Consider the following 25,735-nt stretch of genomic DNA (forward strand, 5'->3'; position numbering starts at 1 on the left):
GCCAAGATGTTTTCTTTGCTCTTGGGTCTTGAATCTTGATACTTATGTCTTGCTACTAAAACAGTCCCCTCGCCACCTGCTCCTTCAAATACGCTTTCATCTCCTCCCCTTCTTCTACTTTTATTTCGCCCGGCAATCCTAAAATAAACCTTGCCAATCCAGGTAGTTGGGAGATTTCGCCCTGAAAGTAATATTGATTTCTGTTCTTAATAGACATAAATGGAAGGGCATTGGGGTGCTCCTCAAGCATCAATTGGTGGGCTTTCTTGCTTAGTTTGAGCTTGACGGAAAATTTCCTTTTTCCAGAAAACCCAAAAAGCGCCTGCTCTGGAAGTTCGTGCTTGGTTTCGAATTTCCAGGATTCAGAACCGACCACCACATCACCAATCCGCTCGATCTTAAAAACTTTCATGCTTTTGCTTTCCAGCTCAAAGGCATAAATACTTTCGTAATCACTAGAAAATCCTACGGGCTCCACCCGTCGATCAGACACGGTATCGCTGCTAAGAGAATAGTAATCTTTGAGCCAAATCTGTTTTTTGCCTGAAATCCCCTGTCCTATCTGATCCACAAATCGGCCCAAATTTGCTTTAAACAGTTGTTCAGTTCCTTGTTTGACTTCTGATCGGAGTTGAAGTTTTTGCAAAAGTGAATCTCTCAGCAAATTGCCTTTGCCTTGACTCTCTATCAGTCCCTTCAGCCAGAGACTTTCTTCCTGCGAGAAAGTGCTGTAGGCCATGGCAGGTTGATTGCCGGGTCTGTCTTTGATTTTGTATTTGCTGAATTCTTTGATGACTTCAAAACCCAAAGCTTCTAACAGCTTGAAATACCGATAAATAGTCCGCTCATCCGTTTCAAGCAATTCTGCCAAGCGATGCACCGGCTTCCCGATATTTCCCTGAAGAAGGTTGATCAATTTGAAAACACGAAGGATTTTTTGCTGTTCGATTTGTCCTGACTGGCTCATGATAATTTGACGATAGGTGTCTAAAAGTAGGGAAAGAACTGATACTTTTCGAAAGGGATGACACATATTGTCGGACCTCAATGGTTCAAGTCTGACTCAATGGTTCAAGTCTGACTCAATGGTTCAAGTCTGACTCAATGGTTCAAGTCTGACTCAATGGTTCAAGTCTTCAGACTTGGACCAAGAGAATGCAGTCTTCAGACTGCAAAAACCTATTCAATCAAAATAACCTCAATTAATTGCTCAGGTAACCCTGCATAGTTTATTGCACTACTGTAAAGGTAATCCTCAGGTGATAGTACAATTCCAGCCACAACCGGATTTTGATGGATGTAATTTAAACAACGGGTAATTTTATCATTTGTATTCAATTCAATTGGGTGGCTGTGTTGTTGCCATACCTGAAAATGAGTGTTGTTTGCATTCGTATTTCCTGCTTTTGAAAAGTGCCAAAGCAAGAAGTTTTTGCGGCTTTCTATAGACAATGTTTTGATTTCTTCAATAATTTTCACCGCAGTAAACTTCTTGATGTCTCTGATTATATCCTCCAGTTTTGAATCAGCATTTCTTCCAATTATCAAATGCACATGGCTGGACATTATACAATAGGCACATAGTTCCAATCCCTTATTTTCCTTACAATATTTAAGGGAGTTCAGAAAAATATCCCGGTACACTTGGCGGGTAAAAAGATCAATCCATTCTACAACTGTGAAAGTGACAAAGTATAATTTCTCTTGATCTCGTATCTTAAATTTTCTACTCATAATCAAAAAGTTATCTTGAAAAAGTTGACTTGTAATTTAGTGATTTTCGGATTAGTCGCAGTCTGAAGACTGCATTATTTAGGTCCAAGTCTAAAGACTTGAACCATTAGAATCTTAAGTCCTGAATCAATTCAGCCTATTTTCTATGCCAATTCCCCTATTTTTGATCCATGTCCCTTTCCGAAATGAAATTTATCCAATCAAAGTCTTTTGCTTTTTGGATTGGAGCACTTTTCCTTTTCGGGTATTGGCTTTTTGGCTTTGACGGGATCACTTTTTCGGACGATGTCTTTTACCTTCTGGCCGGGAAAAGCTTTTGGGAAGGCAGCATGGAATTCAATTCTTACCACTTTTCCACCCGTTGGGGAGCATACGTTCCTTCAGGGCTGATCGGCTTTCTTATTGGCTTTGACCCGCATAAGATATCGCTGATCTCCCTAGTCAGCTACCTAGGGACACTGGCACTCCTACTCAGGATTTTGCCCAAAAGCCAGAATCCCTGGATTTTGCTCGTTTGGTTTTCCAGCCAAATCTACTTCCTCCATTTTCTGACCAAAGTTTATCCGGATTCACTATTGGTTTTTTGGATTGTGCTGGTTCCGTTTTCTGCTATTTATCGCCAAGAGAAGCCCTTTCTTTCCGCTTTGGGAGTCATTTCGGGTTTGTTGTTCGGCTTTCTGACCAAAGAAACCATTGTCTTTTTGGGACTGCTGCCCATTCTTCTTTTCTGGTTTGATTGGAAAAAAGGCAATAAGTATCTGTCGTTCTACTTTTGCTTGATTGGATTGGGAATAGCCTTTGGGACTCTTTATCTGGGCTATTTCTGGATCAAATTCGGAAGTCCGTTTTATCGGTTTGAATCGATCCAGGATGGCCATTACATTTCGGAATTTACCTATGCTGACAAAAGCTTTTGGGTCATGCTGAAGCGCTTGACCATTATGCCCATTGTGACTTTTGTTGAACGTTCTTATTGGCTTTGGTTAGTTTTTGCTATTCCCGGATTGGTTAAAATCCGGAAAAAACCCCAAAGCCCCGGAATTGAATTTGGGCTGGCTTTCTTCAGCTTGCTAGTTTGCTTTTGGCTGATGAGTACAAATTTCAAGTTTTACAATCCCATTTACCTCAATCCCCGGCACCTGATCATTTTTGTGCCGATACTTGCCTTTTTGATCAGTTTGGGATGGGAGTATTGGCAGGCAGACCAGAAACTCAAACGATTGATGGCAATTTTAATCTTGTTTGGAGCTGCTATCAGCCTGCTCCAGCAGGATTGGAAAATGGCCGGATTTCAGGCTTTGGCGATTCTGATCCTTTATGCTTTTCAAGGCCAAAAACTTACATGGGCAATCGGGATTTACCTGCTGGTACCCGGATTGCTAGCCATCAGGTACCAGCAGAATCTAAAGGAATATCCCCTGCTGATTAAAGCATTAATCGAAGAAGTAAAAAGCGCAGAAAATCAATCGCTTATCCTTACAAATAATTTCCTGGATTTCAGCAAAGGAGTTTTGTTTTATGAAGACAGAAATGCCCAAAAACTCCTTTTCCCAATCGAAAAACTGGATTCGATTCGGGCTTTGCGGCCGACAAAAATCCGGGTAATCCTTTACGATTATTACAGGCATGCCTATCCCAAAGAGCAAGAGGATGTGGATATATTGGAACCTTGGTTGCTGGAAAATTATATCCTGAATTCTGAAGAAACCGAAGGCCAGGTTTGGATCAGAACATATTCAAGGAAATAAAATTTCGCAGCTTTCTTTGCTCAGAAAAAATCCGGTTGGGATCAATGAAACAATACCTTAAGGATTCTGCATCTTATCGCGTGATGGTCAACTTATTTCCATTTACCTGTGTGGAATATTGGGTCAATGGCGACATCGCCGGTCCGTTTAGTACTCGGCCGGATGGGTCAAACTGCGAACCATGACAGGCACAGGTAAAGCGATCCACCGAAAAGGTCCAGTTTGTGGCGCAACCCTGGTGGGTACAAACAGAATCCAAAGCTGTATAGGAACCGTTGACATTGACTACCAAGGTCCTTGCATTTTCTATCAACAGCCAGTTTCCGGAAGTTTTTAGCCTTGATTGAATGGACAGGTCAATGCTGATCGTGTTTCCGGAAAAAACGATTCCACTTGAGGAACCTCCGGAAGGATTGGGAATATTGGGATCAGCACCTTCGGTAGGGGAACATGAGGAAAAAAAAGCGGCTCCAATTGTGCCCAAAACAACAGAAACTCCGGCCTTTTCAAGAAATTTTCTCCTGGAATCGGTCAAACTCCCTGATTTTGTGGCAATCAAATTTTCCATAGCTGATAGTTTACATAGGTATTTGAAAACAAATACGAATATTCCGTCCTCCTTGGATGGTAACTATTTCGGGAATTTAACCTGTCAAAAATATTTTGGTTTCAAAATTTCGCTGACCACAATGGCTTGCTTCAGGGTCTTGGGATTTTTGAGCAATTCCGCATAGGGATTCACTTTCTTGGGATTCAGTGAATCGTAGTCAATTTTCAATAGGGGAATTGAAGGAATACTATGGGTGTCTTTGAATTTCAGGTAGGGATTTTTCTTTGAGGCGGCAAATGCTCCTTCATAGTGTCTTGCCTCGTCATCTACTTCTTCTTCCACCACAGGTTTTCTCGAGGCCACTGGTTTGGGTTGTGGAATATGAGAAGGAATCGGATTTGGTCGATAGGGTTCAGGCTTGGGAGGTGCAGGTTTTTCTGCAGTTGGATTTTGGGCCTGTCGGATTTCCTTCAGCAGATCTTCAAAAGTCATCCCTTTCTGGGGTGGTTCTTGCCGGGTATCACCCTCCTCAGGCAATTCCTGTCCTCCTTTTTTCTTTGTGGCCTGATAGATGAAATAGGCCACAATGGCAATGATGTAAATGATATTTCCCAAATCCATGGGTTCAAGGTAATTGAATAATTGGAAAATTGGAAGGTTGTAATGTTGGAAAATTGGTTTCAACATCAACGGTTCAAGTCTTAAGACTTGGACCTACTATGATGCAGTCTTCGGACTGCCTTTATTGTATTTTCAAATTATCAGCAGTCTGAAGACTGCATACTGAAAAGCACAAGACTGAAGTCTTGTGCTAATCGGGGGCACAGTTTTGCGCTAATCGGGCTAATCGGGGCAAATCTGCCTCTTTACATTTGGTGAAAAAAATGGATCACCTATTTCTAAATGATCCATTCTTGGCAACAATTCAATTTACTTCAATTGGAAATACTTTCCTTGAAATATTCCCTGCTTCATCCTCCGCCCAAACAACCAATGACAAATCGCCTTTTCCATCAGGCAATACAATTGGATCTGATTCAAATAATCCATTAAAGGTAAGTTCAATCACATTGTCTGGGTATTCAATCATAGGAGGTAAAACATCCCCCGATTTTTCGAATACTACTGATTCACCCCAGATCCTTTCCTCAAATACAGTCTGATTAGCATTTCCTTTGTAATCCTCAATTACATCCTTATCTACGAGCTTTACCCAAATAAATTTCAAAGGTGAGGAAAGCGGATCGGTAGTTTTTAAAATCCCTCCATCCATGGCGAGCTCCGATCCAGAAATACCTGAAACGGAAGAAGGCAAGCCATAAGGACGGTAAATCAGCGGAGCGTACCATCTATCTATAAATACTGTAGTTTGATAGCTAGTACTATCTTCCAAACTAGTCTTGTTTCCATTGACATCTGTCGCATCAACCACTACTTCATACGGTCCTGCTAAAATCGGCAATTCCGCAACTGAGTAGGTACCGGACCACTCAATTGTATAAGGGTCGAAATTCACATCCTCTCCACCAAATGTCATATTCATCTTTGGGTCAACACGATCTTTATTAAATATTTCATTAGTATTCAATAGCTCAAATTGATCCGCATATTGACTTTGAAGCTGGTTTTCAAATGCTGGCTTGACATTTATCTCGACTTCTTGAACACCTTCCGGGTCACTAACTTTTAAATAAAATGGAATACTATTCCAATCACTCTTAAATATCTGACCATTATAAGGTTCGATTTTGGAATTTGGCGTTAACGCCAAATCGGAAATCACCGGGGTCGATAGGTCCGGCACGACTGGTGACTCATCTGTACAGCCAGCCAGTCCAAATGCTGCAAGGGAAAGGAAATAAAAAGGGTTACTCTTCATTAAAATAGTGGTTTAGGTAAATCGGGATGATCAATTCAGTTTCTCGAATAAGTTGGAAATAAACGAAAACTAAGTTTTCAAACATAGAAAAGGATTGGTTTTAAATAAAGAAAAATTTCAAAAATTTCCATGCCCGGAATTCTGAAAACTACAAACAGTAAGCAAAAGACTGAGGGCCTTAACTATACGGTTCCGACATCCGAAATCTGTCCTGAGCTTGTCGAAGCATCAAATCCCCCCAACCCCCTTTGATTGAATCAGCATTTCATTTCAATATTTCTGATTTAAGGGGGAGTTACCAAAAATCCGAAATCCCAACTCCGAAATCCGAAATCCGAAATCCGAAATCCGAAATCAAATTCTATTGCTTCTTGCTTCTTGTTTCTTCCGTCTTGATACTTAGTACTCGATACTTTTTTCTTGCCATTTCCCCGCTTTGGACTTATTTTGTTCCCTTTACAAGGAGGAAAAAATTGCATGCTGCTCAGTAAACTGGAGATCAAGGGCTTTAAGAGTTTTGGGGATAAAATGGTCATCCACTTCGACAAGGGAATCACCGGAGTCGTGGGTCCGAATGGCTGCGGAAAGTCCAATGTGGTCGATGCCATCCGCTGGGTTTTGGGTGAGCAAAAGTCCCGAATGCTCCGTTCCGACAAAATGGAGAACGTCATCTTCAACGGCACCAAAAACCGCAAACCGACCAATATGGCGGAGGTTTCCCTGACTTTTGAAAACACCAAAAACCTCCTCCCCACCGAATACACGCATGTCACGATTACCCGCCGCTACTACCGCACCGGAGAAAGCGAATACCAAATCAACGGCGTCACCTGCCGACTGAAGGACATCTCCAACCTCTTCATGGACACGGGGATCAACTCCAATTCCTACGCGATCATCGAGCTCAAGATGATCGATGAGTTGCTGAATGACAAAAACAACTCCCGTCGCGAGCTATTCGAGGAAGCCGCGGGAATCTCCAAGTTCAAGAACAGAAAGCGGGAAACGCTCCGCAAACTCGAAGACACAGACGCCGATCTGGCCAGAGTCGAAGACTTGCTTTTTGAGATTGACAAAAACCTGAAGAGCCTGGAAAAGCAGGCCAAACAGGCTGCCAGATATTTTGAAATCAAAGCGGATTATCGGGTTTCCAGCATCAACCTGGCGAAAAAATCCATTGAGAAATACGCTAACAATCTGATTGAAGCAAATTCAAAAATTCAATCTGAATCCGATCGAAAACTTCAAATCCAAACCCAAATCGCAGATCAGGAATCCCATTTGGCACAACTCAAAGCCGATCTGATTCACAAAGAAAAGCTCCTCTCCTCCCGTCAAAAAACACTCAACGAGCACGTCAACAAAATCCGCGCTTTTGAATCGGAGAAGAAAATCAAAAACGAACGGATGCGCTTCCTTGAGGATCGGTCCCAAGCTTTGCGTGAGCAAATCGATACCGACCGCAAGTCAAATGACAGAGCCGGATTCTCCATCCGCTCACTCCAACAGGAAAAGGAATCTGCAGAGAAAATATTGGCGGAAAAGGAATTCATCGTCTCCGAGCTCCGGGAACAATACGATGCTCAAAAGCTGATCGCATCTGACAAACAGCAAAGCCAAAAGGAACAAAGCTTGAAATTTGAAAGCCTGAAAGAACGCGTCTATCAGCTCAGCAAGGAAGTCGAGATCAAGCAGATTCAACTCTCGACACTCAAGCAGGAATTGGAACGGACTTCCTCCGACGATTCCTCTCAAGAGGCTAATCTGGTGGAGTTTGAGGACAAAATGGTAGAGTTGAAGGCCGAACTCGATGAAGCCACAGGCGCTTTTTCCCAACTCAAAGCCAAGCAGGAAGACCAGGATCAAAAGATCGAAGAAACCAACCGGGTGATCGAAATGATCCGTGAGGAACTCACCACTTCATCCCGTAAGCTCGATTCCAAAACCAACGAATACAACCTCACCAAATCACTGGTCGAAAACTTGGAAGGCTTCCCAGAGGCCATCAAATTCCTGAAGAAAAATGATTCCTGGGGAAAGGACATTCCTCTCCTCTCCGACTTGCTCACCACGGACGAAAAATTTCGGGTGACGATCGAAAACTACCTCGAAAGCTACATGAACTATTATGTAGTGGACACCGAGGTACAGGCGATTTCCGCGATCCAATTGTTAAGCGATGCCGCTCGTGGCAAAGCCAATTTCTTCGTCCTGGAGCACTTCGAGCGCTTCAAGCCAGGTCAGAACAAGCTTTTTGCCAATGCAATTGCTGCAACTGAAATCATCGAATTTGACGTTAAGTACAGCCGTCTGATAAATTTCATTCTGGACAATGTGTATATCGTGCAGGGTGAATACAAGGACTTCCCGCAGGATCCGGATTGTGTTTTTCTTTCCGAAGCAGGCAAATACACCAAGCGCAAATTCTCGCTTTCCGGTGGTTCGGTTGGGCTTTTCGAAGGAAAACGGATCGGTCGGGCCAAAAACCTCGAAAAGCTGGACCGGGAAATCAAAGAACTTGGCAAGAAGGTCAGCAACACCCGATCCAATCTGGACCAAAAGCTCAGCGACCTGATGAAGCTGAAGGAAGTCAGCCACAAAAAGACCCTGGAAGAAAGTCAGTTGAAAATCAACGAGCTTAATTCCGGATATGTCTCCATCCGCACCAAAAAGGAACAGCTGGCAGAACTCCTCAACTCCAATGTCCACAAGCGGGAGGATATCCTCGACCGGATCGCATCTTTGGAGGAAAGTCTGGCTGAAATCCTACCTCAACTAACTGATGAAAAATCCCAATTTGAGGGTTTGGCTGAAGCATTGGCTTTGGTCAATGAAGAAGTGGAAGCTGAAAACAAAAAGCTGGCTGAGAAGTCCCAGACTTTCAACCAGGAAAATATCACCTACATCCAGCAGGTAAACCGGGTTAGCAGCCTGGAGCAGGAGATCGAATTCAAGCAAAATGCCTTCGAAGGTTCCAAAGAGCGGATCGAAAAGTCACAAGCCGAACTCGCCACTTTGGATGCCGAGATCAAAAACCTGCTTGACAACAATGAGGTCAAAGACGATGAATTGATCGAGCTCTATTCCGAAAAGGAAAGCATCGAGGCAGGAGTTACCGAGGCTGAAAAAGACTACTACAGTGCCCGTGGATTGATCGACGAGACCGATACCAAAATCCGCAGTTTGCAAAAGTCCAAGGAAAGTTTCGACGTTTTACTCCAAGAACTCCAAAACAGCATCAACGAAATCAAGCTCAAGATGAGCGGGATGAAGGAACGGCTGAGTGTGGAATTTGAGTTGGATCTGGATGCGCTGATGGAGGAAAACCGGGAATTGGATCCGGAATTCCTGGATTTTGCAGAGGATGAACTCCGCGAACTCGTCCGCAAGCAGAAAGAAAGACTGGAGAAAATCGGTCCGATCAACCCGATGGCGATGGAGGCTTACGATGAAATCAAGAGCCGATACGACTTTATCACCTCACAAAGAGACGACCTGATTCGTGCCAAGGAATCCCTTTTGGCAACTATTCAGGAGATCGATCAAGTGGCCAAGGAGACCTTTTTAGACGCATTTGCCAAGATCAAGGAAAACTTTATCAAGGTATTTCGCTCCCTCTTTACCGAGCAGGACGACTGCGATCTGACCTTGGTGGATCCGGAAAACCCATTGGAAAGCCCGATCGAGATCATCGCCAAACCCAAAGGCAAGCGTCCCCTGACTATCAATCAACTCAGTGGTGGTGAAAAAACCCTGACTGCCACTTCCCTTCTCTTTTCCATCTACCTGCTGAAGCCTGCCCCCTTCTGTATTTTCGACGAAGTGGACGCCCCGCTTGACGACGCCAACATCGACAAGTTCAACCAGATCATTCAGAAGTTCAGTGCCGAAAGCCAGTTTATCATTGTCACCCACAACAAGCGAACTATGGCCAGCACGGATATTATCTATGGCATCACGATGATTGAGGCGGGAGTTTCGAGGGTGGTTCCGGTGGATTTGAGGGAACTCGCATGATTTGAGATTGGAAATTTGAAGTTTGAAATTCGGTGTTCTTCATAATTCGGTGTTCGCCATTCGATATTCATTATTTCTAATTTTTGTATTCGGAACTTATTCTAGTGAGGATAAGACCAATTTTTAAAAAAATCAAACAGTATTTTTTATGGCAAAAGGCAAGAAAATATCGGTTCAGGGGACGGAGATTACAATTCTGCATTCAAAACAGGATGACTTTATCTCCCTCACTGACTTGGCAAGGCATAAAGATCCGCTGCATACCGACAGCATTATTCAGAATTGGTTAAGAAATAGAAACACTATCGAATTATTGGGGCTTTGGGAACAGATGTATAACCCCGATTTTAAACCCCTCGAATTCGAGGGGTTTAGAAAACAAGCAGGGTTAAACAGTTTTGTTCTCACCCCAAAAAAGTGGATTGAAACAACGAATGCAATTGGAATAACCTCAAAGCAAGGAAGATATGGAGGAACTTTTGCTCATAAAGATATTGCTTTAGAATTCGCTTCATGGATGAATCGGAATGGTGCTTTACCCATTCCGTTTTATAAATTTTGGGCTGAAGCCCAGAGAGAATATTCAGGAATCTCATAGCCTCCAGCTAAAGCAGGAGGCTATTCAATCTCGTATCCATTTAATAGAAAACCAGTTGAATAGAAATCTACTTGTATAGGAATGTGGCTTTAGCCCATTCCACCTAAATTTTTGGAGGGTTAATGGGCTTTAGCCCAAATTGTTTCGGCTAAAACGGATGGCAATTCAATCAGGATTCAAATGAATAGGAATTTGGCTTTAGCCCATTCCTTTAGCCCAAATTGTTTCAGCCTCGATAACTATCGGGACAGGAGAAAATTTAATCAGGAATCCCTTTCATGGAAACCCAATTGAATCGGAATGTTACTTTGGCCCAATTCCTCCTTATAAAAAGCTTTCCTGTGAGCGCATCCAGACACTAATCGTACAAATCTGGACACTTCCTTTTGGGCTATAGGCCCTTTCAGACCGATCCTACCCCTATTTCATCCTTGGCATGGATTTTAATCCTACAAATAGGAATTAATTATCCGGTAATGAAAAAATTTCAATTGGGAGAATTTGAAGAGGTGGTCATGCTCACGGTAGGGTTGCTCTACAACGAAGCTTACGGGGTGGCCATCAAAAATGAGATCGAACTCCGGCTGGAAAGAAAAGTCAGTGTGGGTGCGCTGCAGACTGCCCTCCACCGTCTGGAGAAAAAAGGATTGTTGAAATCTTGGGAAAGTGAAGGTAACCAGGAAAGAGCCGGGAGACCCAAACGCTTCTTCAACATCACCGCTTTGGGAAAGCAGGCTCTGGAGCATGCCAAGACCACCAGAGAGTCCCTTTGGAAAGCCATTCCCCAAGTTGTTTGGGAAATTAAGACCTCCCACTGATCCCATGAAAGAAAATACCGAGCTCCCACCAGGTTTGTTTCTGAGGATTTTCCGTGCCTTCTGCGACCCATTTATAGTCGATTCCATAGAGGGTGATCTGATCGAAATCTACCGAATCAGCAGATTAAAACGGGGAAAGAGGTTGGCCAACTTTCTGTTTTTCCTGGACGTGGCTTTGCTTTTTCGACCTGGGATCATAAGACCCCTCGGCTTTTCAATAGAACTAAACCATACTGATATGTACCGCAATTATTTCAAGATAGGATTTCGGAATATCCTAAAATACAAGACCTTTTCCTTTATCAATATTTTCGGACTGGCGCTGGCCATGTCTGTCAGCATGCTGATCCTAATGATGCTGGCGGACCAAAACCGCTATGACCAGTTTCACGAAAAGAAAGATCGCATCTATCGAATCCTGTCGGATTACGAAGGTTCAAAAAGTCCATACGCCACCTCTCCCCAACCTCTTGCCGAAACCCTAAAGGAGTATCCGGCAATAGAAACTACCACCCAGTTGATTCCGGGAGTGGGCGTCGATGCTACCCATGAGGAGAAGACCAAAGAGATCCGCGGATACTTTACCGAGCCTTCGTTCTTCTCCGTTTTCAGCTTCGAACTGGAATCAGGAAACCGTGCAACCGCACTTTCTGCACCCTATTCCGCGGTCATCACACGGGAGGTGGCGGATTTCCTTTTTGGGGATCAAGACCCCTTGGGAAAGCGCCTGGAATTTGAAGACAGAAAGCTCCCCTTTCCTCTGGGTGGAGATGCACCGGGCACACCCGCTGTTTCATGGGGTGATTTTATGGTCACCGGAGTGATCGATCCCTCGAAGTATGCGTCTCACCTGAGTTTTGACGTCTTGGTGTCAGGAAGTACAATCTCGTCTCTTATTACTTCGGGAAAGATGGAGGATCGTCGGGAGGACTGGAAGTGGTACTTTCAGACCTACACTTTTGCGATGCTCCATGAGGGCAAAACCGCTGAGGAGCTGACCGCCGCGCTGGACGACATTGTCATGCGCAAGGAAGCGGAAATCAAATCAGAGTACACCAGCGGCTTCAAACTGTTGCCTCAAGCCTTGGCTGATGTGGCACTTGGGCTTTCCAGCAACGATACCAACAATAGACTCCCGCTGATTGGTTACTATTTTCTGGCTGCCCTGGCCTTGGTGATCATGGCCTCAGCCTGCCTCAATTACACCAATCTTTCCATTGCCAGAGCCCTGACCAGAGCCAAAGAAATCGGGATCAGAAAGGTCACCGGAGCCCTGAGGAAAAACCTGGTGGTCCAGTTCCTCAGCGAATCCGTGCTGACTGCCCTGCTTTCCCTCGTAATAGCCTTCGTTCTTCTATTGCTGCTTATCCCTGCTTTCAAAGGGCTGTGGGTAAACCAGTACCTGAACTTTGAGCTGCCCTTTATGCCTGCCCTTTATCTCGGATTCGTTCTCCTTGCCATTCTGGTTGGAGTACTGGCAGGCATTTATCCTGCCCTGTTTCTCTCCGGTTATCAGCCGATCAAGGCGCTGAAAAGCCTTGCCGAAATCAAATCCGGAAAACTGGGCTTACGCAAAGCCTTGGGCATTTCGCAATTTGTCGTGTCCCTGTTTTTTATCACTACTTCCATTCTGATCTACAACCAATTCAAACACTATTTGACGTTTGACTACGGTTTCCAGTCCGAAAGCATCGTCAACATCCCGCTTCAGGGAATGGACTATCAAAAGCTAAGTACTGAATACGAGCGCATCCCGGGAGTGTCGACTATCTCAGCCTGTGACATTATTCCGGCCACAGGAACCAACAACAACAACGAAATCAAAGTCCTGGGAAGTACTGAAGAATATGAGGCTGTCGGCGTGCTGAACATTGACCGCAATTTTCCCGAAAACCTGGGAATAGTCCTGCTCGCAGGGAATGGCTTTGGTACCAATGACCAAACAGCCAGTACCCAAATCCTGGTCAATGAAGCGATGGTCAAAGAACTGGGCTATCCTAGTGCCGAAGCAATTGTAGGGGAACAGTTCGAGACCAAGTGGGGTGATCAGCTTCTGGTAGTCGCAGGGGTAGTCAAAGACTTTCGATACAAGCTTTTGCTGAACGAAGATGCAATTTCGCCGATGATGCTACGCTACAACCCCGCCCAGTTTCAATACATCAATGTGAAAATCGCCTCCCCGGACCCGATGAAGACTCTGGCAGCCTTGGAAGGCCGGTGGAAAGCACTTGATCCGGTGCATCCCTTCCGGTACGAGTTTATGGATGACGAACTGGAATCTACCCACCAGGGGATTTTTGATGTGGTATCGATCTTAGGGTTTATCTCGTTTTTGGCCATCTTTATCGCCTGTCTGGGCTTACTCGGCATGACTACCTATGCTGCTGAGCGCCGTACCAAAGAAGTGGGTATCCGGAAGTTTCTGGGTGCGGGTAGTTTCAGTATCACGCTTTTGCTCAGCAAGGGATTCCTTCAAATGCTCGCGATTTCCATCCTGATTGGCGCACCGTTCAGCTTTTTTGTCAATAAGCTCTGGCTCGAAAACCTCCCCAACCGGGTAGAATTTGGAGTGGGAACTGTGGTTCTTGGATCATCAGTGCTTTTACTTCTGGGAATAGTTACCATCTCTTCTCAGACGCTTCGGGTTTCAAAAGCTAAAGTGGTAGATACTTTAAAGATGGATTGAGGTGTAGCTCCATCCCTTCAACGGATGGAGCTAAACTCTTTTTCCTTTCGCTACATCACTCCTTGGTAAATTTATATTCCTGGCCGCCTGAAAACAGAACCAGACTATTTTGGCTTGGGTTAAAGGTCAGCTTGAGGTTTTCCTTTACGTGTTCAAAGACGTGGTTTCCCCGGTAGCTGAAGGTAAGACTTGGCTGATCCCCTGCCTTGCCAATGAGGCGGCCGTTTTCTGAGGTAAATGTCAACTTAACCGGAGCAGTTTGGCTGGAGTACACCCCCAGGTATTGGTTAATGTCTTCGATGGGAACTACCGGAGGCGGGGTGAATTTCTCCATCGCCAGGATTCCGTCTGTATTGCCCAGATGGGCGATGATTCCCCAGCCATAGAAATCATTGGCCACAGCAAGCGTCAGTTCATTTTTTCCCTGTTTCAGATTGAGCGGAATCCGGGTATTGGCGATGGAGATCCTTCCTTTGGGGTATTTACTCATGTCCTGCTGGAAGAGGTTCTTGTCTACCCAGACCATCTGCCCGTTTAGAAAAACCCATACCTCATCGCTGAATCCCAAGTCAAGGAAATTGGCCTGAGCTGTGGCACTCTCAATCACAGCTTTGAGCCAGACCACCTTTCTTTCCTGATTCATGCCAAATTTCCGGGTGAGATTAATCAGACCATCTCTCTCGGCTGTGATTGATTCTTTGAAAAGCTCCCCATCGGGCTGCTGATCACGGGTAACTTCCCGGCCAGGTTCTAGCAAGCTTGGCTCCGTGATGGCCCATTCCCGCAGGTAATTGGATTGGTGGTCGGTCAAATCCGGAGCCTCTTCTGGAGTCAGGTACCCGGTATCATTTGGTCTGATACTGATATTGGAAATGTAGGAAGCACCCTCAAAGGAAACTCCGCCTTCTGAATAGTTTCCTTCCAGTTTAGGGATATCCAACACTGGCCGGGTGTCATCATTGACAAATACCTGCATCCTTTTCCCGTGGATCACCAGCTTGATGTGGTTCCAGTCATCCTTTTCAATCAAAGCCGGAGCCTGGTAGTTGGGATACATATCCCACATGTTTACCCCATCGAAATATGGGCAATACTGGACAGCTTCATTGGCAAATATATCGCCGATTTTTCCCAGCCTGAGATAGACGATCTCCTGCTCTTTTTCGTCCCGCTTGTGGAAATAGACTGACTGGGCAAAGCCGGGAAGGATCGACTCCACATCAAACTCGATCGTGCCGTCTTTGAAGTTCAGTCCCTTGATGGCCACTTGGCCCGAATTGGCGGCCAGCTTCATACTGGGCCGGTCTTTGAAGGTGAGAAATTCAACCGTTCCCGGCTTGAATTCAAAACTTTCCGGTTTCATCGAAATGAAACCCGTCTGGCTAAATGCAGCCCAAAAAGGCAGCAACATGCCAATCATAATCAATAGCTTTTTCATTGGATTAGGTTTTCATGGATTTGGACACAAAGTGCCCAAAGCATGTCAAATCTGCCTGTTCAAAATCAGTTCAAGTTTGATTCAATCCCAAATGCCCCTTTTCAAGGGGCTATTTCCGGTAGCAATGCCTTATAATGCTTTCGGTAAAATGGATAGATTTGTCAAGGAGACTTGATCCATTATGAAAGCCGCAGAAAAACTGAAAGAGGCCGTTGAGGAACGTTTGGGCAGGGGGCCTTCCGGGGAATGGAATAATTATGATTTTGAAAGACTCAGCGAGGAAATCCTGAGTGTGACTTCGGTAAGCCTGAGCGTATCAACCCTAAAGCGGTTTTTCGGTAAGGTGAAATACGGAAGCAGTCCTTCTCTGACTACACTCAATGCCCTTTCGGAATTTGCGGGTTTTGCCGACTGGCGGCACTTTGAAAGTTCCACGGTAAAGTCAGATTATAAGGAAACTCCCCCGGATAAGAAACCTTCCATCTTGATTCCGATGAAGGCCAGACAACTCAGAGGTTATCTTTACTCCGGAATTTCTTTGCTATTGATCGTGCTGGTCTTTTTCTATTGGAAGTCAATGCCAAGCTATGATTCGGCGGACTTCAGCTTTTCTTCCAAGACAGTTCTTACAAGAGGCTTGCCTAATTCGGTAATTTTTGACTACGAAGCTTCCCGCATTAAGGATTCAGACTCGGCCTTTATCAGCCAAAGCTGGGATATCCGGCGCAAGTTTGCCATAGATAAAAATGCCCGACACCATTCCTCCATTTACTACTATCCCGGCTATTTCCGGGCCAAACTGATGGCTGGCGAACAGGTGCTCAAGGAGCATGACATTCAGATCACGTCCGACGGCTGGCTGGGAGTGGTCACGGCTCCCTGGGGTGAGCGGCCCCTGTATTTTTCCAAAGCTGAAATTACAACAGCAGGATCCATCGAGGTCAGCGAAGATTTACTTCTGCGCTATAAAGTCAGTCTTCATCCCGATTTGCCGGAAATCAGACTGTTCAATCAGGATAATCTGAAAGGCTTTTACACCGATAATTTTGAGTTTGAAACCGAGGTCAAGTCGGGGTTTTCAGCGGGAAAAGCGGCCTGCCAGCGGATGGAAATTCTTTTACAGGCCAAAAATGATATTCTGATTTTGCCGCTTTCCCGTCCCGAATGTGTGGGAGATCTTTTTCTGGCGGCATTTGGAGTGGGTGTTGGCAGCCAGGAAGAAGATCTGAGCGGCTTTGGCAGTGAGCTGAACGAGTGGGTCAAGATCAAAGTCACCTGCCTGGACCGTCAAATCCGCTTTTTTGTAAATGACAAGCTTGCCTACCAAACCCGAATTACCAATCCCGTAACCGAGATCGTGGGCGTGCAATACAGGTTTGAAGGCCCGGGAGGAGTGAGAAATACCCGTTTGATTTCGGGTGAAAAGGTTTGGGCCGCCCATTGATGCAATAGAAAACTATTTGAATTGAAATGTGGTTTTGACCCATTCCAATTAATTTGCAATTAGGAATGTCCGCAATAACAACAGTAGACAAATTAAATTGAAGTGGATAGTGAGATCAAAGTTTGGAAATCTTAGATCCGAAGGATCATAACTCTTCATAACCCCCGGTATAGCCGGGGGTAAAGTCCCCACAAATAAAAAAAGGAGCCCTGAAGGGGCGATAGGTTGAAGTGTCACCCTTTCAGGGCTCAAAGGAAGGGAATTCAATGGACACCCTGCACTTCGTACAGGGTCATGAATGGTTAGGCTCCTTCGGAGCTATGTAAGAAGTCGATTTGATTTTTTTATAGGAATTTCAACTTTCCAAATCTTACTCTGCTTTCATCTTTGTGGGGTGTCATCGCAGATAGTCATTTTTGCAATAATTGTTTAGGGGCTTTAGCCCAAATTGATTCAGCCAAATGCCAGAATTGAAGGATGCACATTTTAGTGCATTCAATTTTCCTTACCGATGTCTGTATTTCGTTATTAAAACTCAGCTCAAATCCACCCCAATTCCTTTACCGTCAGGTCACTTTCCACATTTCCGGTATGCAGGGTTGCCTTTGGTTCAAAGAGTAGGTTAAAGACAATTTCTCCCTTGGTATGGGGTCTGTGTTCGACTCCTTTGGGGACGATTAGAATTTCTCCTTCCTTGACTTCAACGGTCCGTCCATCCCGAAAGTCCATCAGCAAAGTCCCTTTGAACACCATAAAAAGTTCGTCTTCGTTTTCGTGGCTATGCCAGACAAAGTCGTCTTTAAGTTTACAAAGCTTCACATATTGGCCGTTAAGCTCTCCGATAATGTGCGGTGTCCAAAGCTTTTCGAATAAGGAAAACTTTTCCTGAATGTTGATTGAATTGATTTCTTGCATGTTGTTTTGATTTAGTTAATTAGGTTCAGGGTTTTGTTGCTGCTCTACCCGATTCCAAATGTTCATGTTACTCAATCGTTTTTACCCTTTCCAACAAATCGGTAATTATGCTTTGTGCCGAATCAGGTGCTACTTCCCGAAAATAGTGAATTAAATCAGCCGTCGTCGAATAGCGCTGCGGCTTTTGGGGGTTGTTGAAAGTACCCCAATCCTCCAGAAAATTCTGCAAAGCCAGATTCACATTTTCTTCGCCGATATGCTTTTGCAATTCGTACATGGTCAGCGCTCCTCTGTTGTAGTAGAGGTGCAGTTCATTCTCCACCAAGGCCAAGGGCAGTTCTTCCTTCTTTGATTTGAGTTTAGCTTCCTTGTATTCCTCCAATTGGAATGTCAGGAATTGCTGAACTTTCTCTTCGTTGTATCTTTCTTTGAACACCATCATCGCTGAATACTGTGCCAGCGTCTCCAGAATCATTTTTTGACCCTGCACATTCGCGGCTTCGAGCTGATTTCCCCACCACTGATGTGCTACTTCGTGTGCGGTAATGTAAAATGCCATGTCCACGTCTTCTTCATCATCAATGTCCATAATGAAACCGAGCGCCTCCGAAAAGGGAATGATACCCGGCAGCGATTGGGCAAAGCTGCGATACCGGGGAAACTCCACAATACGAAGTTGCCTGTAGAGGTATGGGCCAAAGCGGGTGCAGTAGTAGTTCAGGGACATCTTCATGGATTCCATCATGCGATCCAGATTGTACTCATGCCCATCCTGATAGTAGATTTCCAAATCCACAGGTTCCCCTGTCCTATTTCCTTCCGGAAAAATGCTGTCCTTGACCATCTGATACTCCGCAGATACGATTGGAAAAAAGTGGATAATCGGCTGGTTGCTTTTGTAGTGAAAATAATTGCGCCCGTCCCTATTCCATTCTGCCACCAAGTCGCCAGAGGTCAGGGCTGTTTGCTTAGCTTCGGTACTGATGATCAGATCTAGGACAACACCCTCCGAGTCGCTTCCTCCTCGGGCATTTCGCAACTCCCGTGCATCATCACGGCTGGCTTTCCCCAAAAGTGGCGTCAGACCAAAATCTTCCCGATCATCTTCATCCTGTAACTCATAGTCATCCTGATAGCCGAAGCCGGGCAGGACGTCATTGTCAAAAAACGTCCCGTTATAGACCACCTCCGTATCGGAAGGCTCCACCTCAAATCCTTCTGGACGTAGCGTTTGTTTGAAGGTCATTTTCAGGGTGTCACCTGGCGCCAAGGGCCGGTTCAGCTCGTAGATTGTATAGAAGTACTTTTCATACGTATTGTTGGTCGTCACGCTGCGATCAAAGGCTACTTCGGTGACTTCCACATGAGAGGCTATCAGCTGTTGCAGGTGAATCTCACGGATCGGCTCCTGCGAAGTATTGGTGACCAGATAATAGCCTGCGACGGCATAGGCCCGTTGTGATGGAGACAGATCAATTTGCAGATTGATGTCGATGATCTTGGGTTGGGGAATATATTCCAGGTGTTTCAGCGCTTTTTCATACTCCGCTCTGAACCCGGCCTGTTCATCCTTGGTCCAGAATTCATTCAGCACATTGGTATTGTAAAAAATATAGCTACCGACACCGATAAAGAGGGCCAAGCATCCAAAAGTCAACCTACCTAAGGTTCCTTTGAGCTGTTTTCGGCCGCTTTTCCATCGACTTCTTAACCCTGTTTCGGTACCTCTTACCATCAAAACGCCCGCAAAGATCAGGAGCAGCACACCAAACAAGGCCCAGTAGATCTTCACCCAAAAGTAAGGTCTCAGGAAGTGGCCATAGCCGTTCATATCCGAATACGCGGGCAGTTTATGCCCACCAAAGTTGAGCAATGCATGATCCAGCCCGAATGTGCTGACGCCTACATTGACGACAGCAAATGCGATGGTGGCGAGCATGCCCATGAACTTGTTCCCCGTGAGTGCCTGAAAGAACAAGGCAACGAAGGTGTACAAGGCCAGGAAGGGTAACAAATCCAAAAAGAATCCCATGAAATATACGGGCAATTCGTAGCGGTAATAGCCATGCGCTGTTTGAAACAATACCCCAGCGGCAATCAGTGAAAGCATGACGATGCCATAAATGAGCAGCAATCCTAGAAATCTGCTGGCTACGTTCACAAATCTACTCAGGGGTGTAGCATCATAAATGAGGTCAAACTTGACGTCTTTTTCCTTCCAAATGATCTCGCCGGAATAAAAAACCAGGATAATCATGAAGAAGTAGCCGGACATCTCCATCAACTCCTCTATCATCAGGTAAGTGGTAGGATAGCTGTCGACGCCATAGGAGGTACCCAAACTCACTGAGTTGACGAGCATGACAATAAAGCAACAGACAATGATCGCCCAGAATGAGGGAAGCTTGAGGATGGATAAGCTATGAAACCATGCATTGAGCAACAGCTGGGCGGCTTTTGACCGGAAGCCAAAAGAGGGATTGACAGCCGGTAGATCGGTAGGAAGATGATCCGCTGCCGCAGTGGTTTTTTGTGCTTTCTTTTTGTTAGCGGCCTTTTCCGTGACTACAGTCAACTGAAACCGTACATACCCAATGACCAGCGCGGCAAGCCCCAGAAATATCCAGAACAACTTGTTCATCAGCATAATCCCCGAGAGCGGGATCAGCTGGAGATTCCTGTCGGCAACGGTCCAGCCCTTGCTTGCCTGCGTCAGGGTGGTGAGCGAAAAGGGATCTAACAGCGCCTGAGCCGTTTCGTTGGTAATACCCTTGGTGATCATGAACAAAACAAAGATGACAATGCCCTGCGTGTAGACCACCATGAGCTTTTTGGTAAGCGCCCCCGTCACAAAAAACACCGAGGCACCAAAAAACAAGGTGGGCAGAACTACCCAGAGAAATGGCTGCAGATAGTGGGTAAACTGAAACGGCAAAAATTCCTTTGCCTCATTCCAAGGCATAAATTCTCCCAGCGCCATCCCCCAGAGCAAACTGCTGAAGATAAAGAGCAACACGACGAAAGATCCTAAGAACCGTCCCAATAGGTAATCCCTTTTTGAGATCGGGTTGACATAGATCAGCGACGTGACATCGTATTGAAAATCCCGCAACACAGGCACGCCCATGATCATCGAGGCAATGATCATAGACAATCCCGTTATGGCCCCCATGGTTTTGGCAATCACATAGGGAGAGTTCTTCTTGACTAAGCCGGTATCGACTCCCTGGAAGATGAATTCCACACCCACTACGGAGAACAGGAATAGCAGTAGAAAGAAAAAATACGTTTCTGGCCGCTTCAGGCGGTATTTCAGTTCGAATATGAAAAATTCGTATAGCATGATCAGGATAGCTGAGTGTTAAGGATTTGGGACATGTAGACATCTTCCAGATTCGCATCTATGGGTTTGAAATCCGACCCTGGGTTGGTGTCACTCAATACATGGATAATTTGCTTGCCCAGATACAGCCGGTCGCTGATCACATGGTATTCCATCTTGTAGTGATCCAGTTCGCTTTTGTGTATCACCTTCTCATACAGTTTCCCCTGGAGGTCTTCCATGATTTCAATGGGATTTCCCTGGATAACCACTCTGCCTTTGTTGATGATGGCCATCCGGGTGCACAATTCCTTCACGTCATCCACGATATGGGTGGAAAGAATCACGATCGTTTGCTCCCCCACCTCGCTGAGCAGGTTATAAAAACGGTTCCGCTCGACAGGATCAAGCCCTGCGGTAGGCTCATCCACTATCAACAGTTTCGGGTTGTTGAGCAGTGCCTGTGCAATGCCAAAGCGCTGCTTCATTCCTCCGGAAAATTCCCCCAGTCTTTGCTTTCGCACTTCGTAGAGATTTACCCGGTGAAGGAGTGCCGCTATAATCTCTCTGCGCTCCCTGCTGTCGACAATACCCTTCATCACGGCCAGGTGGTTCAACAGCATCTCCGAAGAGAGCATCGGATATACACCAAATTGCTGCGGTAGATAGCCCAATACTTTTTTCAACTCATTGGGTTGTTCCCGGACATTGAGACTTCCAAGCTGAATGCTGCCTTCCTCTACTTCCTGTAGCGTTGCGATGGTGCGCATGAGCGTTGATTTACCTGCACCATTGGGCCCAAGCAGGCCATACATGCCTTTGGGTATTTGCAAAGAGACATTCTGGAGTGCTTTCACTCCGTTGTGGTAAGTCTTGGAAAGGTTGGTGATGATTAGATCGTCCATGGTCGGTTCATTTGAATGCAATACTATTGAGCAGGAAGTCATCGGAAAAAAATCTGGGACAGACAGCCGTTCACGCGGTATGGACTGCGTATTGGTGATAAAAATCGCTTCATCCCGCATAGGCATCCATTCGTCACCACCTGGGGTGCATCTGCCACAGACGGTATCGGCATTCTGGATTTTGGGTAACTTCGCACAATGGCGTTTCAGAACATCTTCACCAAGCGGCTTCTCCGGAAGGCCGTGCCCTACTTTTTCATAGGCACCACCATTCTCATCCTCGTTTTAAATGATGTTTTTGGAGATGATGACGGCTTTGTAGTTTTCAGTCTGCTGTTTTTTACTGCTTTGACCATCTGGATGATCCGATGGATCATCCTTCAGATCAAGTACATTCTCCGACTGAAAAAAGAAAAGAAACAGGCCGAACTGATGCATCTGAAAAGCCAGGTAAACCCGCACTTCTTTTTCAATACACTGAACAATCTGTATGGATTGGTGGAGAAAGATCCGGCCAAGGCTCAGCAGTTGATCCTCAAACTGTCCGATATGATGCGGTACAGTATCTATGAAGGGCAAAATGATTGGGTAACACTAGCCGATGAAATCACCTATCTGGAGAACTACATGGAATTGCACCGCATGCGATACCACAAGGAGATTGGGATCCGATTTGAGATAGAAGTTGAAGACAGGAGTGTAAAAATCATGCCTTTGCTGTTGATCATTATGGTCGAAAATGCCTTCAAGCATGGCGTAGAAAAACTGCGGAAGGATGCCTACGTGCACATTTGCCTGAAGGCCAGCCTGAAACAACTTGATTTTACCATTGAAAACAATTTTGATGCCGAGCAGCCAAGTGGCAAAGAAGGCATTGGCCTGAATAACCTGAAGAAACGGTTGGATTTGGTGTATCTGAACAGGTATGAGCTTGTACTATCCCCAATCCAAGCCGACATTTATAAGATCCGATTAAGACTTACTTTATGAGTGTAAAATACATCATAGTCGATGACGAGTCCATCGCCCACGACATCATCAACAAGTATTGTGCTATGCTGCCAAACATGAAGCTGATGCAGGATTGCTATGATGCGATTGAAGCCATTGAATACCTGAATCAGCATACCGTAGATTTGATTTTTCTCGATCTGAATATGCCCAAGTTGAGTGGATTTGAGTTTCTCAAAACACTGCCAAACCAGCCCAGAGTAATCGTGACCACCGCCTACAAGGAACATGCGCTTGAAGGTTATGAATTAAACATTACAGATTATTTATTGAAGCCCTTTTCATTCGAGCGCTTTTTGAAAGCGGTCAATAAAGCAAGTACAAGCAATTCCATATCTCCTTCTCCCCCAAAAAGTGAGGTCATTGAGGCCAAGTCAGAAAGAATTTTTCTCCGGACAAATAACAGGCACATTCAAGTTTCCCTGGATGATATATTGTTTGTAGAGGCATCGGGCAACTATGTCAAAGTGGTGCTGAAAGATGAAGTAGTTACCCTGCGTGGGGTATTGTCTTCATTGGCGGAACACATGCCGACAGATGGCTTTATTCAGGTGCATCGCTCATTCATGGTGGCGCAAAAGCACATTAAAAGCATCGAAGGAAACCAGATCCTACTGGATAAATACACCCTGCCCATTGGCAAATCCTTCCGGTCACAGCTTGATCAGCTTTTGAAATAAAGAAGTTGATAAGGAGAAAATTGGATGGCAGGAGGCAATTCAATCGGGATTCAAATGAATTGGAATCATTTCGAATTCTATTCTTTTTGAATAGGAATGTCCGCAATGACAACAGTAGATAAATTAAATTGAAGTGGATAGGAAGGTCAAAGTTTGGAAATCTTAGATCCGAAGGATCAAAACTCTTCATAACCCCCGGTATAGCCGGGGGTAAATTCCCCACAAATAAAAAAAAGGAGCCCTGAAGGGGCGATCCATTGAAGTGTCACCCCTTCAGGGCTCAAAGGAAGGGAATTCAATGGACACCCTGCACTTCGTACAGGGTCATGAATGGTTAGGCTCCTTCGGAGCTATATAAGAAGTCGATTTGATTTTTATATAATATGAATATCCACAATGACACGATTAGCAAATTAAATTGAAGTGGATAGGGAGGTCAAAGTTTGGAAATCTTAGATCCGAAGGATCAAAACTCTTCATAACCCCCGGTATAGCCGGGGGTAAATTCCCCACAAATAAAAAAAAGGAGCCCTGAAGGGGCGATAGGTTGAAGTGTCACCCCTTCAGGGCTCAAAGGAAGAGAATTCAATGGACACCCTGCACTTCGTACAGGGTCATGAATGGTTAGGCTCCTTCGGAGCTTAACCCAAAAACTTCCTAAACACAACCGTAGAATTGTGCCCACCAAAGCCAAAAGCATTGCTCATCGCGACATTCACTGTTTTTTCCATGGCTTGATTCACTACGATCTGTATTCCCTGAGGAATCGCCGGATCCAGATTTTCAATGTTGATGGAGGCAGGAATCACATTGTCTGTGATAGATTTAATTGCCAAAATCGCCTCAACTGCTCCGGCAGCTCCCAAGAGGTGGCCGGTCATGGATTTGGTAGAACTCACCCAAAGGTTCGGCGAAGCACCAAATACCTTGGTCACAGCTTTCAGTTCGGCAATATCCCCAACAGGAGTCGATGTAGCGTGCAGGTTCAGGTAGTCCAAGTCAGCCGGGTTAAGCTGGGCTTCTGCCAAAGCCAGTTGCATGGACTTGGCTGCACCGATTCCCTCCGGATGGGGTGTAGTCATGTGGTAGGCATCGGCAGTCATGGCAGCTCCGACGAGTTCGGCATAGATCCTGGCTCCGCGCTTCTTGGCATGCTCATACTCTTCCAGGATCAAAGCTCCGGCACCTTCTGCCATCACAAACCCATCCCGGTCCCGGTCAAAAGGTCTGCTGGCGGTCTTGGGGTCATCGTTTCGTCCGGACATGGCTTTCATCGCCGCAAATCCTCCAAAAGAAGCCGGAGTGATTGGCGCTTCGGAGCCGCCGGTGACAAAAACTTTGGCTTTGCCCAGTCTGATGTAGTTAAAAGCGTCCATCAGAGCCGTGTTGGAGGTGGCACAGGCAGATACGGGAGCATAGTTGATTCCCTGGAGCCCAAACTTCATAGAAATCATCCCCGATGCCATATTGAGAAGCAGTTTGGGAATAAAGAAAGGACTGAACCGAGGCGTGTAGTCGCCCTTTACATAGCCTTCCACTTCAGTTTCGAAGGTCTCCATGCCCCCCTGTCCTACTCCCCAGATGACGCCGATATCAAAAGGATCGATGGTCTGGAGATCCAAACCCGAATCAGCCAAAGCCTGGGAAGCGCTGTAAAGTGCATACTGTGTAAAAAGGTCGGTCCTTTTGATCTCATTGCGGTCCAGATACTTTTCCGGTTCGAAATGTGAAACTTCACAGGCGATCTGAGAGCGGAATTTCGAAGCGTCAAATTTGCTGACCAGCCCGGTTCTGTTGACACCTTCCAGTGCATTTTTCCAAAAGCTATCCACTGAATCTCCCAGTGGATTGATGGTGCCCATGCCGGTTACGACTACTCTATTCATTGGTTTTCTATTTCTGTTTTGAATCCCTTGGAAATGATTCCAAAAACCAGACAACCCCTTCTACCCTATCCAAAGTTCGATTTCCGATTAAAAAATCATTCGAG

Annotated in this window: 18 protein-coding genes; 8 read left to right on the top strand and 10 right to left on the bottom strand. The window is 45.4% G+C overall.

The window, feature by feature from the left end; all coding sequences use genetic code 11:
• Positions 1-55 precede the first annotated feature (55 nt).
• Positions 56-967 carry a YafY family protein gene (locus B0E43_RS13060; RefSeq protein ID WP_077350397.1) on the bottom strand — a complete coding sequence of 304 codons (912 nt, stop codon included), beginning with the start codon at positions 965-967 and terminating at the stop codon, positions 56-58.
• A gap of 212 nt (positions 968-1,179) precedes the next feature.
• Complete coding sequence (locus B0E43_RS13065) at positions 1,180-1,734, bottom strand: transposase (RefSeq protein WP_077350399.1); 555 nt, start codon at positions 1,732-1,734, stop codon at positions 1,180-1,182.
• A 185-nt stretch (positions 1,735-1,919) separates the two neighbouring features.
• Between B0E43_RS13065 and B0E43_RS13070 the strand changes: the two genes are divergently transcribed.
• Complete coding sequence (locus tag B0E43_RS13070; protein ID WP_139352757.1) at positions 1,920-3,482, top strand: hypothetical protein; 1,563 nt, start codon at positions 1,920-1,922, stop codon at positions 3,480-3,482.
• 73 nt (positions 3,483-3,555) lie between these two features.
• On the opposite strand, the gene B0E43_RS13075 is transcribed toward B0E43_RS13070, so the two are convergent.
• From B0E43_RS13075 to B0E43_RS13085, 3 genes are all read right to left on the bottom strand, one after another.
• Positions 3,556-4,050: a ubiquinol-cytochrome c reductase iron-sulfur subunit gene (locus tag B0E43_RS13075; RefSeq protein WP_077350403.1), complete on the bottom strand. Its 495-nt coding sequence runs from the start codon at positions 4,048-4,050 to the stop codon at positions 3,556-3,558.
• Positions 4,051-4,134: 84 nt separating this feature from the next.
• The gene (locus B0E43_RS13080) at positions 4,135-4,719 is read right to left on the bottom strand and encodes a hypothetical protein (RefSeq protein WP_077350405.1); all 585 of its coding nucleotides are present in this window, start codon (positions 4,717-4,719) and stop codon (positions 4,135-4,137) included.
• Positions 4,720-4,957: 238 nt separating this feature from the next.
• On the bottom strand, positions 4,958-5,911 hold the full coding sequence (locus B0E43_RS13085; RefSeq protein WP_077350407.1) for a hypothetical protein: 954 nt from the start codon (positions 5,909-5,911) through the stop codon (positions 4,958-4,960).
• Between the two features lie 477 nt (positions 5,912-6,388).
• Between B0E43_RS13085 and smc the strand changes: the two genes are divergently transcribed.
• The 4 genes from smc to B0E43_RS13110 all read left to right on the top strand — a co-directional run bounded on the left by smc (position 6,389) and on the right by B0E43_RS13110 (position 14,030).
• Positions 6,389-9,928 carry a chromosome segregation protein SMC gene (smc, locus tag B0E43_RS13095; protein ID WP_077350411.1) on the top strand — a complete coding sequence of 1,180 codons (3,540 nt, stop codon included), beginning with the start codon at positions 6,389-6,391 and terminating at the stop codon, positions 9,926-9,928.
• Positions 9,929-10,076: 148 nt separating this feature from the next.
• Positions 10,077-10,526, top strand: coding sequence for a KilA-N domain-containing protein (locus B0E43_RS13100; protein ID WP_077350413.1), 450 nt, complete (start codon positions 10,077-10,079; stop codon positions 10,524-10,526).
• A 476-nt stretch (positions 10,527-11,002) separates the two neighbouring features.
• The gene (locus tag B0E43_RS13105; protein ID WP_077350415.1) at positions 11,003-11,344 is read left to right on the top strand and encodes a PadR family transcriptional regulator; all 342 of its coding nucleotides are present in this window, start codon (positions 11,003-11,005) and stop codon (positions 11,342-11,344) included.
• A 4-nt stretch (positions 11,345-11,348) separates the two neighbouring features.
• Complete coding sequence (locus B0E43_RS13110; RefSeq protein WP_168171946.1) at positions 11,349-14,030, top strand: ABC transporter permease; 2,682 nt, start codon at positions 11,349-11,351, stop codon at positions 14,028-14,030.
• A 55-nt stretch (positions 14,031-14,085) separates the two neighbouring features.
• On the opposite strand, the gene B0E43_RS13115 is transcribed toward B0E43_RS13110, so the two are convergent.
• The gene (locus tag B0E43_RS13115) at positions 14,086-15,468 is read right to left on the bottom strand and encodes a hypothetical protein (protein ID WP_139352758.1); all 1,383 of its coding nucleotides are present in this window, start codon (positions 15,466-15,468) and stop codon (positions 14,086-14,088) included.
• 181 nt (positions 15,469-15,649) lie between these two features.
• Between B0E43_RS13115 and B0E43_RS13125 the strand changes: the two genes are divergently transcribed.
• The gene (locus tag B0E43_RS13125; protein ID WP_077350423.1) at positions 15,650-16,912 is read left to right on the top strand and encodes a hypothetical protein; all 1,263 of its coding nucleotides are present in this window, start codon (positions 15,650-15,652) and stop codon (positions 16,910-16,912) included.
• A 540-nt stretch (positions 16,913-17,452) separates the two neighbouring features.
• Here the strand turns inward: B0E43_RS13125 and B0E43_RS13130 are convergent.
• The 3 genes from B0E43_RS13130 to B0E43_RS13140 all read right to left on the bottom strand — a co-directional run bounded on the left by B0E43_RS13130 (position 17,453) and on the right by B0E43_RS13140 (position 22,054).
• Positions 17,453-17,827 (bottom strand): cupin domain-containing protein, encoded by a 375-nt coding sequence (locus B0E43_RS13130; RefSeq protein WP_077350425.1) that lies wholly within the window; start codon positions 17,825-17,827, stop codon positions 17,453-17,455.
• Between the two features lie 67 nt (positions 17,828-17,894).
• Entirely contained in the window at positions 17,895-21,170 is a 3,276-nt protein-coding gene (locus B0E43_RS13135; protein ID WP_077350427.1) for a M1 family aminopeptidase, read from the bottom strand.
• 2 nt (positions 21,171-21,172) lie between these two features.
• Positions 21,173-22,054 carry an ABC transporter ATP-binding protein gene (locus B0E43_RS13140; RefSeq protein WP_077350511.1) on the bottom strand — a complete coding sequence of 294 codons (882 nt, stop codon included), beginning with the start codon at positions 22,052-22,054 and terminating at the stop codon, positions 21,173-21,175.
• A 198-nt stretch (positions 22,055-22,252) separates the two neighbouring features.
• Between B0E43_RS13140 and B0E43_RS13145 the strand changes: the two genes are divergently transcribed.
• Positions 22,253-23,044 carry a sensor histidine kinase gene (locus tag B0E43_RS13145; RefSeq protein WP_077350429.1) on the top strand — a complete coding sequence of 264 codons (792 nt, stop codon included), beginning with the start codon at positions 22,253-22,255 and terminating at the stop codon, positions 23,042-23,044.
• Positions 23,041-23,745, top strand: a complete 705-nt coding sequence (locus B0E43_RS13150; RefSeq protein WP_077350431.1) for a LytTR family DNA-binding domain-containing protein — start codon at positions 23,041-23,043, stop codon at positions 23,743-23,745. The genes B0E43_RS13145 and B0E43_RS13150 overlap by 4 nt, the downstream gene beginning before the upstream one ends.
• Positions 23,746-24,386: 641 nt before the next feature.
• Here B0E43_RS13150 and fabF read toward each other — a convergent pair.
• A complete protein-coding gene (gene fabF / locus B0E43_RS13155; RefSeq protein WP_077350513.1) occupies positions 24,387-25,631 on the bottom strand; it encodes a beta-ketoacyl-ACP synthase II in 1,245 nt (414 codons plus the stop codon).
• Positions 25,632-25,735: the final 104 nt, after the last annotated feature.

It is taken from the genome of Algoriphagus sp. A40, from assembly GCF_002002735.1.
Taxonomy (GTDB): Bacteria; Bacteroidota; Bacteroidia; order Cytophagales; family Cyclobacteriaceae; genus Algoriphagus.

Bases quoted from the DNA above. Each gene is read 5' to 3' on its own strand.
- B0E43_RS13085 (WP_077350407.1), bottom strand. From the start codon at position 5,911: ATGAAGAGTAACCCTTTTTATTTCCTTTCCCTTGCAGCATTTGGACTG.
- B0E43_RS13150 (WP_077350431.1), top strand. From the start codon at position 23,041: ATGAGTGTAAAATACATCATAGTCGATGACGAGTCCATCGCCCACGAC.
- B0E43_RS13125 (WP_077350423.1), top strand. From the start codon at position 15,650: ATGAAAGCCGCAGAAAAACTGAAAGAGGCCGTTGAGGAACGTTTGGGC.
- B0E43_RS13130 (WP_077350425.1), bottom strand. From the start codon at position 17,827: ATGCAAGAAATCAATTCAATCAACATTCAGGAAAAGTTTTCCTTATTC.
- smc (WP_077350411.1), top strand. From the start codon at position 6,389: ATGCTGCTCAGTAAACTGGAGATCAAGGGCTTTAAGAGTTTTGGGGAT.
- B0E43_RS13115 (WP_139352758.1), bottom strand. From the start codon at position 15,468: ATGAAAAAGCTATTGATTATGATTGGCATGTTGCTGCCTTTTTGGGCT.
- B0E43_RS13075 (WP_077350403.1), bottom strand. From the start codon at position 4,050: ATGGAAAATTTGATTGCCACAAAATCAGGGAGTTTGACCGATTCCAGG.
- B0E43_RS13080 (WP_077350405.1), bottom strand. From the start codon at position 4,719: ATGTTGAAACCAATTTTCCAACATTACAACCTTCCAATTTTCCAATTA.
- B0E43_RS13135 (WP_077350427.1), bottom strand. From the start codon at position 21,170: ATGCTATACGAATTTTTCATATTCGAACTGAAATACCGCCTGAAGCGG.
- fabF (WP_077350513.1), bottom strand. From the start codon at position 25,631: ATGAATAGAGTAGTCGTAACCGGCATGGGCACCATCAATCCACTGGGA.
- B0E43_RS13140 (WP_077350511.1), bottom strand. From the start codon at position 22,054: ATGGACGATCTAATCATCACCAACCTTTCCAAGACTTACCACAACGGA.
- B0E43_RS13060 (WP_077350397.1), bottom strand. From the start codon at position 967: ATGAGCCAGTCAGGACAAATCGAACAGCAAAAAATCCTTCGTGTTTTC.
- B0E43_RS13110 (WP_168171946.1), top strand. From the start codon at position 11,349: ATGAAAGAAAATACCGAGCTCCCACCAGGTTTGTTTCTGAGGATTTTC.
- B0E43_RS13070 (WP_139352757.1), top strand. From the start codon at position 1,920: ATGAAATTTATCCAATCAAAGTCTTTTGCTTTTTGGATTGGAGCACTT.
- B0E43_RS13100 (WP_077350413.1), top strand. From the start codon at position 10,077: ATGGCAAAAGGCAAGAAAATATCGGTTCAGGGGACGGAGATTACAATT.
- B0E43_RS13145 (WP_077350429.1), top strand. From the start codon at position 22,253: ATGGCGTTTCAGAACATCTTCACCAAGCGGCTTCTCCGGAAGGCCGTG.
- B0E43_RS13065 (WP_077350399.1), bottom strand. From the start codon at position 1,734: ATGAGTAGAAAATTTAAGATACGAGATCAAGAGAAATTATACTTTGTC.
- B0E43_RS13105 (WP_077350415.1), top strand. From the start codon at position 11,003: ATGAAAAAATTTCAATTGGGAGAATTTGAAGAGGTGGTCATGCTCACG.